Source organism: Paenibacillus sp. FSL H3-0321 (assembly GCF_038002865.1).
Classification (GTDB): Bacteria; Bacillota; Bacilli; order Paenibacillales; family Paenibacillaceae; genus Paenibacillus_AQ.
The window spans coordinates 4983100-4996682 of sequence record NZ_JBBODH010000001.1 but is presented as its reverse complement, the minus strand read 5'-3'; the positions used below and the strand labels follow the sequence as shown (position 1 = coordinate 4996682).

Annotated in this window: 13 protein-coding genes; 2 read left to right on the top strand and 11 right to left on the bottom strand. The window is 50.0% G+C overall.

Features of this window, described 5'->3' with window-relative positions:
* Nucleotides 1-127 precede the first annotated feature (127 nt).
* The 8 genes from MHI45_RS22340 to MHI45_RS22305 form a co-directional block, all read right to left on the bottom strand.
* Nucleotides 128-979 carry a glutamate ABC transporter substrate-binding protein gene (locus MHI45_RS22340; protein ID WP_076110305.1) on the bottom strand — a complete coding sequence of 284 codons (852 nt, stop codon included), beginning with the start codon at nt 977-979 and terminating at the stop codon, nt 128-130.
* Between the two features lie 38 nt (nt 980-1017).
* Entirely contained in the window at nt 1018-1746 is a 729-nt protein-coding gene (locus MHI45_RS22335) for an amino acid ABC transporter ATP-binding protein (RefSeq protein ID WP_038585714.1), read from the bottom strand.
* Nucleotides 1747-2107: 361 nt separating this feature from the next.
* Entirely contained in the window at nt 2108-3097 is a 990-nt protein-coding gene (locus MHI45_RS22330) for an inorganic phosphate transporter (protein WP_038585711.1), read from the bottom strand.
* A gap of 13 nt (nt 3098-3110) precedes the next feature.
* The gene (locus MHI45_RS22325) at nt 3111-3728 is read right to left on the bottom strand and encodes a DUF47 domain-containing protein (RefSeq protein WP_038585709.1); all 618 of its coding nucleotides are present in this window, start codon (nt 3726-3728) and stop codon (nt 3111-3113) included.
* A 205-nt stretch (nt 3729-3933) separates the two neighbouring features.
* Nucleotides 3934-5034, bottom strand: coding sequence for a DUF3048 domain-containing protein (locus MHI45_RS22320; protein ID WP_076110182.1), 1101 nt, complete (start codon nt 5032-5034; stop codon nt 3934-3936).
* Between the two features lie 265 nt (nt 5035-5299).
* Nucleotides 5300-6076: a DODA-type extradiol aromatic ring-opening family dioxygenase gene (locus MHI45_RS22315; protein ID WP_076110181.1), complete on the bottom strand. Its 777-nt coding sequence runs from the start codon at nt 6074-6076 to the stop codon at nt 5300-5302.
* A gap of 85 nt (nt 6077-6161) precedes the next feature.
* On the bottom strand, nt 6162-6992 hold the full coding sequence (locus MHI45_RS22310; protein ID WP_076110180.1) for an alpha/beta hydrolase family protein: 831 nt from the start codon (nt 6990-6992) through the stop codon (nt 6162-6164).
* Nucleotides 6993-7182: 190 nt separating this feature from the next.
* Complete coding sequence (locus tag MHI45_RS22305) at nt 7183-7383, bottom strand: hypothetical protein (RefSeq protein ID WP_076110179.1); 201 nt, start codon at nt 7381-7383, stop codon at nt 7183-7185.
* Nucleotides 7384-7574: 191 nt separating this feature from the next.
* Here MHI45_RS22305 and MHI45_RS22300 point away from each other — a divergent pair, with 191 nt between their 5' ends.
* Both MHI45_RS22300 and MHI45_RS22295 read left to right on the top strand, forming a co-directional pair.
* Nucleotides 7575-8237: a DUF1129 family protein gene (locus MHI45_RS22300; RefSeq protein WP_076110178.1), complete on the top strand. Its 663-nt coding sequence runs from the start codon at nt 7575-7577 to the stop codon at nt 8235-8237.
* Nucleotides 8238-8276: 39 nt separating this feature from the next.
* Nucleotides 8277-9221 carry a hypothetical protein gene (locus MHI45_RS22295; RefSeq protein WP_083675563.1) on the top strand — a complete coding sequence of 315 codons (945 nt, stop codon included), beginning with the start codon at nt 8277-8279 and terminating at the stop codon, nt 9219-9221.
* A gap of 77 nt (nt 9222-9298) precedes the next feature.
* Here MHI45_RS22295 and ilvA read toward each other — a convergent pair whose 3' ends face one another.
* The 3 genes from ilvA to MHI45_RS22280 form a co-directional block, all read right to left on the bottom strand.
* A complete protein-coding gene (gene ilvA, locus MHI45_RS22290) occupies nt 9299-10561 on the bottom strand; it encodes a threonine ammonia-lyase IlvA (RefSeq protein ID WP_076110177.1) in 1263 nt (420 codons plus the stop codon).
* 131 nt (nt 10562-10692) lie between these two features.
* Nucleotides 10693-12876 (bottom strand): methyl-accepting chemotaxis protein, encoded by a 2184-nt coding sequence (locus tag MHI45_RS22285; protein ID WP_076110176.1) that lies wholly within the window; start codon nt 12874-12876, stop codon nt 10693-10695.
* 429 nt (nt 12877-13305) lie between these two features.
* Nucleotides 13306-13533 carry an aspartyl-phosphate phosphatase Spo0E family protein gene (locus tag MHI45_RS22280; protein WP_306080819.1) on the bottom strand — a complete coding sequence of 76 codons (228 nt, stop codon included), beginning with the start codon at nt 13531-13533 and terminating at the stop codon, nt 13306-13308.
* Between the last annotated feature and the right edge of the window lie 50 nt (nt 13534-13583).

Sequence of the window (13583 nt, the reverse complement as noted above, 5' to 3'; positions counted from 1 at the left end):
TGCCCCGTTCATCATCCGTTTGATCTTACAGGCAGAAACGGCAGAGCCGCCCTTTAAAGGACGGCTACCGTTCATGCAAGGACCAATGGTGAATGTAGAGCATGATGTCAAAGATGCCTGACCCTCCTTATTTTGCCGGAGCTTTACCGATCCACTTCGTATAGATGGCAGCATAGTCACCGCTTGCTTTCAGTCCGTCCAAGGTATCATTAATGGCTTGAACTACATCGGTGTTGCCCTTCTGTACCGCAATGCCGTAAGGTTCGTCGGTGAACGGTTCGCCTACAACCTCGAAGCCCGGGTCCTGCGAAGCCATACCATACAGGATGGCATCATCTGTTGTTAGCGCATCCCCTTGACCCGCCTTCAGGGCGCTGAACGCATCCTGGTAGTTATCAAATTCCAGTACAGTTACACCCGGAACCTTCTCTTTAATGTTTTTGATCGAGGTTGCACCCTTGGAGCCGAGTATCTTGGTATCCTTCGTTACATCCTCAAGACCGGTGATCGTACTGCCCTTCTTTACTAGCAGCGATTGTCCGGCTTGGAAATAAACGTCGGAGAAGTCAACCTCCTTCTTGCGCTCTTCGGTGATGGTCATGGTAGCAACAACCATATCGATCTCACCATTGTTCAGCATTGGAATCCTTGTCTTGGAGGTTACTTCCTTCAGTTCAATTGCGTTCTCGTCACCGAGGATATGTTTGGCAATGGCCTTGGAAATGTCGATGTCGAAGCCTTCCACGTTGCCCGATCCCGGATCTTTCAGTCCGAACAGTCTCGTATCGTATTTCACACCTACCAGCAGCTTGCCGCGTTCCTTAATCTTGGCAATGGCTTTGGAATCGGTAGATCCCCCTGAAGCATTGTTGCCGCCGCCAGCATTGTTACTGTTCACATTGTTGTTGCCACATCCGGCAATTACGAACAGGGCGGCAGCGATCATCAGCACACTTAACCGTTTGAAGCTTTTGGACATTTTCATTTCTCTTCCTCCCCTTATTGCTGTCTATTTGGTTAATGACTTAATACACGGCTGAGAAATGTGCGTGTCCGCTCTTCCTGCGGGCTGGCGAAGAACTGCTCCGGCTCCGCTTCTTCTACGATTTGTCCCTGATCCATGAAAATAACCCGGTCCGCAACCTCGCGGGCAAACCCCATCTCATGGGTGACCACAACCATCGTCATGCCTTCACGGGCCAGCGTCCGCATCACGTCCAGCACCTCACCAACCATTTCCGGATCCAGCGCGGATGTCGGTTCGTCAAAAAGCATTATTTTCGGCTTCATCGCCAGTCCCCGGGCAATTGCCACACGTTGCTGCTGGCCGCCTGACAACTGGGACGGATAAGCCAGAGCTTTATCGGCAATCCCTACCTTTTCCAGGTAATACATCGCTGTCTTCTCCGCTTCCGCCTTGGAAAGCCCAAGCACCTTGATCGGTGCCAGTGTAATATTGTCGATCACCTTTTTATGCGGATACAGGTTGAAATGCTGAAACACCATTCCAATTTCTTTGCGCAGCTTATTGATATCCGTCTTGCGTTCATTTACAGTTATCCCGTCCACGGTCAATCCGCCGCTCGTAATCGTCTCCAGCCGGTTAATGCAACGCAGCATCGTGCTTTTACCGGAGCCGGAAGGACCGACCACGACAACCACTTCCCCTTCCTGAACATGCAGGTCGATTGCTTTCAGTACATGAAAATGTCCGTAATGTTTGTCTACTTGATGAAAGTCGATCAACGACAGGCCTCCTTTGCCACGCTTTTTAAGTTCTTGCACAATCTTTGAACCGTTCTCTGTCAGCTATGGTAACACTTAAAACACACCTTACTTTAAAGACTACGAAATCCTACATAATACTACGCGAATCACAAATTTTTCATGTCATTTTCTTTTTTAAACGTGATATATTTCCTTTTCTTTTACCTCTGATTAATGCATTTTATCGGGATTGCGTTACTTTTTGTGACATTCCTCTCTTGAAATATAAAAAGACACCTTTCGGTGTCTCCGTTCTGATCCTATTCCATTCATCTAAAAAGACAACAAAAAAAGATGTCCGCAGCCATCCGTGGCTTCCGTGACATCTTCATACCGTGCTCTAGAAGAAAATTGTGAAGATAACTCCCGCCAGCACTGCACTGATCGGAATTGTAATAAACCAGGTGACGATAATCCGTCCGGCAACTCCCCATTTCACAGCGGAGAAGCGTTTGGCAGAGCCTACACCAAGAATAGAGGATGTAATGGCATGCGTTGAACTTACCGGCAAATGCATCAGTGTGGCCGAGAAAATAACAGAAGCCGCGGATATATCCGCTGCAAAGCCGTTGATCGGCTCGATTTTGAAAATTTTGGTCCCCATCGTCTTAATGATCTTCCAGCCGCCAATCGACGTTCCAAGTGCCATCGACGTAGCTGCAGCAATCTTAACCCACAGCGGAACCTCCATAGTCTCCAGACGTCCCGAAGTCACGAGCGCAAAGGTGATAATCCCCATCGCCTTCTGGGCATCATTCGTGCCGTGCGTGAAGGATTGCAGCGCCGCTGTAATGATCTGCATCGAGCGGAAGCCTTTATTCACCGTATGCGGACTGCGTTTGGCGAAGATCCATTTCAGTATCGTCATAACAATATAACCAATGACAAAGGCAATGAGCGGGGAGAAAATCAATCCTTCCACAATCTCAACAAAACCGCTCCATTTGATGTGGTCCGTACCGGCCCCTACATATACAGCACCGGCCAGTGCTCCGATAAGTGCATGTGAAGAAGAAGAAGGAATCCCCAGCCACCAGGTAACCAGATTCCAGATAATCGCGGCAATCAGGGTAGCTATAACAATATCAATCCCGTTATCTAGCAAGGTAGGGTCGGTAATGCTGCCGCCGATCTTCTTGGCTACTCCTGTAAACATCAGAGCCCCTACAAAGTTCATCGACGCCGCCATAATGATAGCGGTACGCGGCTTTAGCGCCCGTGTGGAGACGGAGGTGGCGATTGCGTTGGCTGTATCATGGAAGCCGTTGATGAAATCGAACGCAAGCGCGAGAAATATAACAAAACCTAGCATAAATAATGATGTTTCCATATTTCAGAGCCCCTTATGAGTTGCGCATGATGATCGATTCCAGCATGTTGGCTACGTCTTCACATTTATCCGTGGTCGTCTCCAACCGCTCATACAGCTCTTTGCGCTTGATCAGCTCAATCGGGTCTTTTACGGTCTCGAATAAGGCTTTGGTGCAAATGCGAAGCACTTCATCCCCTTGATTCTCCAGATCATTCAGACGAATGGTATACTCACGAATCGCCAGGAGTTTCTTCTGGGACAGCAAATGAACGGCTTTTTGGATTTCATAGGCAGATTGGCGCAGAATTTCCGCGAATTGAACGATATATTCATCAGGGTCCAGCAGGTTATACATATAGAAACGCGAGGCCGAAGCTTCCAGGCCGTCAATGACATCGTCCATACTGGTAATTAAGTCCATAATGTCGTCGCGTTCCAGCGGCGTGATGAAGGTCTTGTTCAACTCTTTAATAACGGTGTGCGTGTAAGTATCGCATTGGGATTCGTACTTCTTCATCACCGCAGCGAAGTTTTCGACATTCTCCTGGAGAGTTGTAATATTCTGAGCGAAGTAATCCGCAGCCTGGACAATGGTGTCAGCCATATTTTCCAGGGTCTCAAAGAAAATGTCCTTTTTTTTAAACTTCATTAGTTTAAACCCCTTTACATAAAATTGCCGTGAAAACTTGAAGCCACTCATATGTAAACAGCATGAAAATGAATGACAACCCTTGTTATCTTATCATATCAATAGAAGGGATAGAAGTAAAAAGAACGAACTTTTTTACACTATATTAACAATTCCCAGTAATAACAGAAATAATTCTCTGAACAGCCATTTTCCAGGTTTGGAATCACGTTGTACTTGGAACCGCTGTATAGCTCACATGGCTGCTGAAGGCTGGCGCATTAGGGACGATCAGAATATGTGTGACGCCCGGATACATCAGCGCTTCTGTCCCGTCACTCTTCACAAACCGGATGACATCGTCCGGCTTGCGTGACCATTTGCCTTTGATCACCTGCCCGCGCTGAAACAGCAGCGCTTCGCCGCCCAGCTCCACATCAATCTGCAGTCTGCCGACATCATCCAGCACCTTATGGTCCGATCCAATTACCATGACATTCGCCGCTTCCACAGGACTGGCATTATTCAGATCCAAATGCGGCTTCCCGTTCACCCAGCGCAGGTAGGTCCGCGTCTCGGGATTATATTTATAACCTACGTTATAACTCGTCAGCAGAAAGTTTACATTTAACTCCACAGCAGCCTCACCTTCAGTCGGCAAGAAATCGGGATCGGTGAATGGATACCCGGAAACCTGGGCTTTCTCCGCATACCCCAGCTTTCCGGCACCCTCCCGCAGCTTAGCTGCATTGCTGTAGAGGTTATGCGGAGCTTTGCGCTCCTTGTCCCGCCAGAAATAGGCACCGGCCCGGCCGATCTCATCCATATCCTCCTTCTTCTGACCTTGCAGAATCGCATAAGCAGCGGGGCTGCCGCCGGCATGTACCGTGACCGCCCCATAACTCTCACCGATATCGATCAGATAAGGGCGGATACTGCGGATAGGTCCGATTTTGACGACTCCGGTATGACTCTGGAAGATCCCGATCAGCCGGGTAATTCCGCCTTCGGCCAACACTTCGTACAGAATGTCCGCTTCGCTGATACCGGACTGCGGCCGGGCAGCGGGTGCATTATTGATCATTACAGCCAAAGGCCTCAGCAGCTCACCTTGCACCGGAAGCCCGGTCAATCCGGACAACTGCCCCGTGTTAGCAGGATCGGTTGTCGGCGACGGCTCTATGGAAGCCGTTGGCACCGGAGACAGTGTTGGCGACGGGGACGGGGCAGGTGGATTCTCCGCGCTTGGTGTTCCGCAGGCTGAGAGCAGCAGTGCAGTAAGCATAAGGCCGGATATGAGACGGGAAGAATAGCGGTTCATGGTCATAAACTTGTTGTTCCTCCTAAAAGTTTTGTGAGCTTAACTTCATAGACTCTACTCCGTACAAAACTGGCTTCGAAAGCATGTGCTTAAAGTTTTGTAGCTTTACTTCTTTGAATTCACTTCGTACAAAATTCACACAAAACCCGTATCGCGTTTCTTCCATTTAATCACAGGCTAGCAGATTTGTCTTGCACACTGCCTTCTTCACCCGCAAAAAAGGATACAGCCCGCTATCGGCTGTATCCTATGTTTATTGTATGAATTTGCGCTAGTCTACCATCCAGCAGTTCAGGCTGAGCGTTCCGTATTGATACGCCTGAATCATCAGTTGTGCCCGCTTGCCTTCATCTGCGGCGCCCATAATATAGAAGAGCGGAACAAAATGTTCCCTTCCATAAGACGGAACCGCTTCGCGCACATGCGGTGCCTGCTTCTCGTATGCGAACAAAGACGGCAGATCCCATACCGCAAGTCCTTTGGCAACCCACGCATCGAAATCGAGCGCCCATTGCTCGGGTGTATCATCCTGCTTGAGCAGCCGCAGATTGTGGACTAATCCTCCGCTTCCGATCAGCAGTATTCCCTCATCCCGCAGCGGAGCCAGCATTCGCCCGATAGTATACTGCTCCTCGGGAGAGCGCAAAGAATCGACGGATAAGGCCACTACCGGAATATCGGCCTGCGGGAACATCTTCTTCAGGATCACCCATACGCCATGATCAAGGCCGCGCCCCAGAACAGGCTGATGGGCGAGATTATTCTCCTTGAAGAGCTCGGAAATACGGTTGCTGAGTGCGGGATCACCCGGGGCAGGATAGGTCAGCGAATACATTTCTTCCGGAAATCCATAGAAATCATGCTGCGTCTCATGCTGTGCGTCCACTGTAATCAGCTGCTCAGGGCTATCCCAATGCGCGGAGAAAACTACAATACCGCGGAGCTTCCCCAGATCCTGACCAAGCCGCTCCAGGAAACGCGTGTACTCATTATCCTCCAGAGCGAGGAGCGGAGAACCGTGCGCAATAAAAAATGCCGGTAATTTCATAGGGTGCCAACCTCCATAACCCAGTATATGGTGTGCCCCTTTATTTTACCGCTAAATCACAGTTATTGCTAATGCTACATATCACCTATATCATCCAGTTCTGCCATTCCTGCTGCAGATGCTCCTGCTGGTTCATCCACTCCCGGGTCCGTTTCAGCACCTGCTCCTGCGCCGGGCCTGAGGAAAAGGTATGGTCTCCCTGAAAAATGATCTCCTTGTCGCAGCGCCCCTCCGGACGGGTCCAGAACAGCTTCTGGTAAAGGAAGGCATAATCAACCGGAATGACATCGTCGGAGGTGCCATGAATAACGAGCACATCTCCACTGAACTTCCCGGCCTCCTGAAAAGGCTGGAAAGCAGCCAGCGAGTTGAAGTATACCGGCGTAAACGTATATCCGGCGTAATCGGACGACCCGCTCTTCACCGACCGGTCATAAGCTTCCCTTCCTACAATCTTTACGATATCATTGAACGGATAGCCGACAGCAGACCACAGGACCAGATTCTTCACCCTCCGGTCGCGGACTCCGGTCAAGAGAGCTACGGCACCGCCGAGACTGTGTCCGATAAGCGTAACGCGCTGCGGATCCACATCAGCAGAACCGATCCCGTAATCAAGCACGGCCCGGGTCTGGGCAATCATGGATTCCATATCCTCGCTGCCGTAATTCCCGGTGCTCTCTCCGCATCCTGCATAATCAAAGCGGATCACCATATATCCGTCCTGCGCCAATTCACGGGCTGCCTTGACAAAGATCCGGTCAACGCCGATCCGGCTGCCTACAAAACCATGGCAAATAACCGCCAGAGGCACACGGTCCTTGCAGCGGCCGCTGCCCCCCTTTTCACGCGATGGATAATGTATGCTTGCTGTGAGCTCCTCCTGGTTATGCCGGATAATAATGTTCCGTTCCATGGCCTTATCCTCCTCTAAAAGTAAAGCTATTCCAAAGTATAATAATTCCGATTAATTTAGTGTGATTTATATCTTTATTATACGGTTTACGTTATTATTGTCAACAAGAAGCCAGCGGAAATCAATAATAACCGAAAAGGCCCCTTCCGCTCCCAAAGGAACAAAAGAGGCCCCTGCCCGCAAAACTCACTCAATCGTAGCTGTCGTGAAACATATCATGGGTTTCCCGTCTGCCTTCCCAATCCTCCAGGCCGTTATCCTGGTCCTGCCCCGCTGCGTCCCACAGGCTGAAGCCGTCGGAATTGCCCCAATCGCCCACTTCATTAGCCTGCACAGGCGCGAAGCCGTCACCCATGAATTTGCCTGGTTCTTCTTTTTTCTCATGCCCCATAACGCTGCCTGCCTTCCTATAAGCTGTATTTGGTGAAGCAACTTCAAACTTCCTTATCAGTGTTCACTCTTCCAAAAGGATTATTCACGGGACAGGCAAAATGGATGTCCTTGCACACAACAGCCGCCCAACCGTATACTCTAGGTTATAGGCTATCTCGATCAAGACTACTGGAGGTTTACATCCATACTATGAAAGTCAAAGCTATGATTAAACAAAATAACGTTCTGCGCGAGCAGATGACACCCTCTAACCGCTCTTATATGGAAGATATGATTCTGGAGATGCGGAGCAGCCGGGTAGAAGCCGTCCGCGCGGAGGAACTGCTGCTGGAAGCAGCAAACCTTATGCTGCGGGAACAGAGTAAAGGCAAAGATGCCAAGCAAATATTCGGAGAGCAGCCGGGAGATTATTTCCGGGAGATCATAGACAGCATTCCTAAACGGCCTGTGCGCAGCCAGTGGAACTATTACTTGATGATATCCTGGGCATCTCTGACCAGTCTGTTCGCTGTACTCGCAATTGCCGGGCTCATCCTGTTATGGATCACCGGGTCAGCAGGCATATTCAGCCAGATCAGCCTGTTTACGATTCTCCTCGTAGGCGCAGGGTCCGTGGTTATCATTGAACTGCTTATGAAATGGCTGTCTTCCCTGTCCGAAAGCGATGCCCCCAAACCTAAACCCTTTGATCTCAAAGGGCTGGGCGTCTATGTCGTTATCGTCATCATCGCCGTATTTGCCGGGGCATTCCTCGAAAACTTGTTTCCGGTCATCTCCATCTCCCCCTGGGTGAGCCTGATTCTGTGTCTGGGCGGAGGGCTTGGACTAAAACTTATATTCTTCAGATCATAGATTTCTTATTCTACTTCCGACCAAACAGGAGGAACTTCCATGAAGAAGCACATCATACTAACCGCGGTTATTGCTGCAGTACTGGGAATCCAGCCGGGCTTCGCTGCACCCGTGCAGGCGGAAGGATCAGCCGCTGCATCTGCCGGAGCCTCCAAATCGGTGGTAACTGAAGCCGCTAAGAAGCAACATGCCGAGGCGGTCTATAAAACGACCTTGTCGCTGCTGAAATCTTCCAGCACGCTTCATCAGGGAATCAGCTACCTGAACAGCAACATTTACTCAGTCACCCCCTATCAGGCGGCATTAATGACCCTGAGGCTGGAGAATCTGCAAAAATCGCTGCTGCAATCCTGGGAGAGCAAATTCAGCAGCAACGAAATCCAGCGAAAACTCACCTCCATCTACAAAGAGGGCAGCAGCATGGCCAAGCTTGCCGAGAGTACAGAGGATGCTGCCTTGAGCAGCCTGCTGAAGAGCGCCGGAGAGAGCGGCTACAAGCTGGAGAATGCGGAAGGGACTTTTTTTCCAATCATCGATTATTCAACCTACCGCAGATATAAAATGTATGTTACGGATGACATCCGCGATTATATTACGATTATGGCCATCGAGTCGGAGCTTCCTTCATCCAAGGACAACGGCCTTGTGATTTCCTGGACGGATGTGGCTGCCCGGGCGCTGTCCCAGGAAGAGTTCACCCTGTCCTACCCCAAATCCAACCGGATCGCGGCAGTTAAGTCGCTGTATTCCATGTATGTTGGCGATACTTTCTATGGGCAGAACAATACGCCGCTCTTCCACTATGACAATCTGGAGATGGATCTGGAAGCCCAGAAAGCCTATAGCAGCATACTGGCCAAGCACAACGGCAGCAGTCAATTTCTCCAGAAGCTGGATGGCCTTATGAAGCTGTTGAAGGAGAATGGCTATAAGCTTGATGAAGGTGTCCAGCAGTATCTGAAGACAGAAGTCCCCCTCACCTGAACTATGCAAAAATGCCCGCCCCTGCTGTTTCGGGGGCGGGCATTTTGCATAGATACCGGTAAACCGTGTTTCCCTGTTTAAATCAGCATATTAAACAGATTGGGCTCCTTGTTGATCTCGGTATAATCAAGACCCTTCTGCTGCATCCGTTCGATCAGCGGAGCGTAGTCATCTGTGTTCAGAAGCTCGATGCCGACCAGCGCCGGGCCGTTCTCTTTGTCATTCTTCTTCGTATACTCGAACCGTGTAATATCATCGTTAGGCCCAAGCACCTCGGCCAGGAACTCACGCAATGCACCGGCCCGCTGCGGAAAGTTGACCATAAAGTAATGCTTCAGACCTTCATAAATCAATGACCGTTCTTTAATTTCCTGCATCCGGTCAATGTCATTGTTGCCGCCGCTCACGATGCAGACCACCGTCTTGCCGCGGATTTGATCACGGTACTGATCAAGCGCAGCCATGGGCAGCGAGCCTGCCGGTTCAACGACAATGGCATTTTCGTTGTACAGCTCCAGAATTGTCGTGCACGCCTTGCCCTCCGGTACCTTAATAACGTCATCCAGATGCCGGGAGCAAATATCATAGGTAAGTCCGCCGACACGCTTCACAGCTGCGCCGTCCACAAACTTATTGATTTCTTCAAGGGTCACTACAGCCCCGTTGTTCATGGCTTCACTCATGGAAGCCGCACCGGTCGGCTCTACACCAATCACCTTGGTATTCGGGCTTACAGTCTTCACGTAGGTAGCTACACCAGCAGCCAGACCGCCCCCGCCGATGGTAACGAACATGAAGTCCGCCGGCTTGTCCAAACTTTCCATAATCTCCATGGCAACCGTCCCGTTGCCGGCGATAATACGCGGCTCATCGAAGGGATGGATCAGTGTCATCCCGTGATCTATACAAGCCTGCAAGGCTTCATCATACGCATCGTCGAAGGTATCCCCCTTCAGAATAACCTCAACATATTCACCGCCGAACCGCCGGACCTGTTTGATCTTCTGGTTGGGGGTCGTGGTTGGCATATAGATCTTGCCCTTAATGCCTAGTGCTTTGCAGGAATACGCCACGCCCTGCGCATGGTTTCCCGCGCTGGCACAGACAATTCCCTTGCTTCTATCCTCCGCAGACAAACTGCGAATCATATTGTACGCGCCGCGAATCTTGAAAGAACGGACAATCTGCAAGTCCTCACGTTTCAAATACACATTGCAGCCGTATTTGGCCGACAACACCGCATCCAGCTGCAGCGGTGTACGGACGATAACCTCCCGCAGCACATGGTGTGCCCGCACAATATCTTCCATTCCTACGATCCGGTTTTCGCCTTCTCTCATCAATTCCTCGCCTCACTGTCTCTATCTAATCTATTTGCTTCTTGTAACATACTCTTCCAAGGACATTTTATCAAGCATTGTCCTCTCCGGGCAACACATGAATACCTTTTATATACGGCCTAGTTCGGCAGTTAGGCTTTGAATCTGGATACCGTTGTCAGCAATTGGGCGGAGCTGTGTTTGATTTCTTCCATCTCGGCCACGATGCCCCCGGATTTGCCAATAATCTGCTCGGCTTGGGCAGCGATGCTCCCCGCGCCCTCAGCTCCCTCGTTCGTGGCACTGCTGGTCTCGCTGATTGCGGTGAGCATACTCTGGATGGAAGCCAGCAGCTGCTCGGAGGTGGCGCTGAAGTCCGTTACCAGCTCATCGATATATTTGGCGTCCTCGCTATACTGACGGCCTGTCTCCTGCATGGAATTATAGTCCTGCAGCACCTGCTGGTCCATAAAGCGCAGCATACTCTCCGCCCCCTCCACCAGGCCGGACACCGCTCTAACTACGGCCTCCGTTGCCTCCTGAATCTCAGTCACCGTGTCTCGCGAGTTGTCGGCCAGCTTACGGATCTCCTCCGCCACAACAGCGAATCCCCGGCCTGCTTCTCCCGCTCTGGCTGCTTCAATCGAGGCGTTCAGCGACAGCAGGTTGGTCTGGGCAGCAATCTCCAGAATCGCACTAGTCAAGGCGCCAATCCGTGAAATGGATTTCGATTGCTCTATCGCGCTCCGCAGCTTTTCTTCGCTTTCTCCATACATCTCATCCGCCTGCTTCCGCGAGCGGAACGCCCCCTCTTTGAGCCGTTCGGCCCGCTCATTGATCGCTCTGGCAGCATCAGCGCCCTCCTGGGCTTTGCGGGCAATGCCGCTGACCGCATGCCCGATCTCATTCGTGCTGGCGTTCATTTCCTCCATAGAGGCTGCCGTCTGCTGCATTCCAGCCGATAATTCCTCCGTTATAGCCGAGATCTCGGAGATGCTTCCGTCCAGCGCAGATACATTTCTCTCCGTATTGTCTACAGCACCCGAAATGCTCTGCGAGCTGCCCATAATGTCCTGAATCAGCGCCTGCTGCGAAGAGATCATCTCGTTGAAGCCGTGCGCCAATACCCCGATTTCTCCTTTGGCTGTAACCTTGGCCCGTACCGCCAAATCACCGGACATCGCCTTCTGGAAAGCAGTAGTCAGGATCGGAATCTGCTTCAGAATGCTGTTGGAGACAAAATAGAGCAGCACGGACATCACTACTATAGAAGCGATGATGGAGAGTATGAAGATCAGTTTGAACATCTGCAGTTCCTTCTCCGCATTTTTTTCAGGAACAATCAGCGCTACCGACCACTGGTTCTCCACCGCAGGGGAATAGGATACATAGCTTGCCTTTCCGTCGATATCCGTCTGGATGACATTGGAGCCCCACTCAGTCATTTTTTCACCGACTGCTTTCCAGTCCTCGCCAAGATCGCCCATCTTCTTCAGCAGAATATTATCGCTGTCCGGATGATAGATGAACGTACCGGTCTTATCAATCAGTACGGCAAAACCGCTGCCCTTATAATTAAAAGCACTCAACGCCTGTGTTATTTGCTCCGTGGAGATATCCGCTCCCGCCACTCCAATCAGCTTGCCGGCATCATTCAGAATCGGCGCACTGACACTGACTACCATCTTGCCCGAGCCGGCATCAATATAAGGGTCTGTAACTGTAACACGGTTATTCTTGGCCGTCACCGCGTACCAGTCGCGTTCCTTCAAATTAAAATCTGCCGGAGGTTCAAACTCATCCTGGGTAATTACTTTGTTCAACGCATCCAGTCCCACATATACGTTCAGCAGGTTTTTGTTGTTGTCCTTAATCAGATTAAGTGTACGGATCAGTTCAGTATAGCCGTTTGTCGTCTTAAGTGTATCCCCGGAGTCTGCCCGATCGATAAAGTCACGGACATAAGCATTGGCATTGAGCAGCTCCACACTGTTCATAGCGGGCTGAAGCAGATCATTGACCTTTACACTGATTTTCTCCTTCTCATAGGTCAGCGAGCTGTTCAGATCATCTACAATAATTTGTTTCGCATTGCTGTAGATCACAACCGATACAATAACGAAAATAGCAACGACAGATAAAATCACGGACAAAAACAGCTTGCCGCGGATACCCATATTGCTAAAGGCTCGAATCATTGAACGCAATGCGGAGAACAGCCCGCTTACCTTCTTTTCCTGTACAGCCGGGTGATCCGGCTCCTTCTTCTCCACAACCTTAAGCTCAGGCTGCAGCCCGTTCTTGATCTTCTCTTCCTTATTTTTTCTTAGTGCCATAGGACTCCCGCCTTCCATAAAATATGGGCCGACAATACTCTCTCTATGAATGTTTCCTTGTTTTCGACTTATTTCTGCAAAAAATCCCTTTATCCCTTTAACGTTTTACCTGGAGCTGTGAAAAAACTGTGTCCATGTCAGGTATTTTCACAAAATAGCAGAATAAAAAACACATTTTTATGTAAAAATGCGTAATTCGACCCTATTTATGCTGATATCAAGGATTTCGTCGGTTTTTATGTGAGGATTTATATCAGAAAGGGGGGGGGTAAATAGAGAGTGAAGAGGGAGGTGATCCGATTTATTCTTAAAGCTTAGCGCTGGGAGAGGATTGCAGTTGCGGCACCAGATGATACTTCGAAAATTGTGCAAACGATTTGCCGCAACCACGCAAGTTTTTATAACTTTTAACTTTTAATCCTTCTGTGTTCAGACAAACCGGAGACGCAGGGAGTGGGTAGGCCAAAGCTCCTCGTTTACAGGTTCATTGTTGCTATGGAACGATTTCATGGCTGTACGCGTGCCAGAACTCCTGTTGTATTCATTTATAAGTTCGTCGAGCACCATCGATTGATGGAGCACGGCGGGATGGCCCAGAGTATATTGATTTTCCAACTTATTCAGCTTATACCGGGCTTGTTCAATGCGTTGTTTCAAACATTCCGCTTCCTTCACTCTTATCCCTCCTCATTTAAGTATTTTAGAAG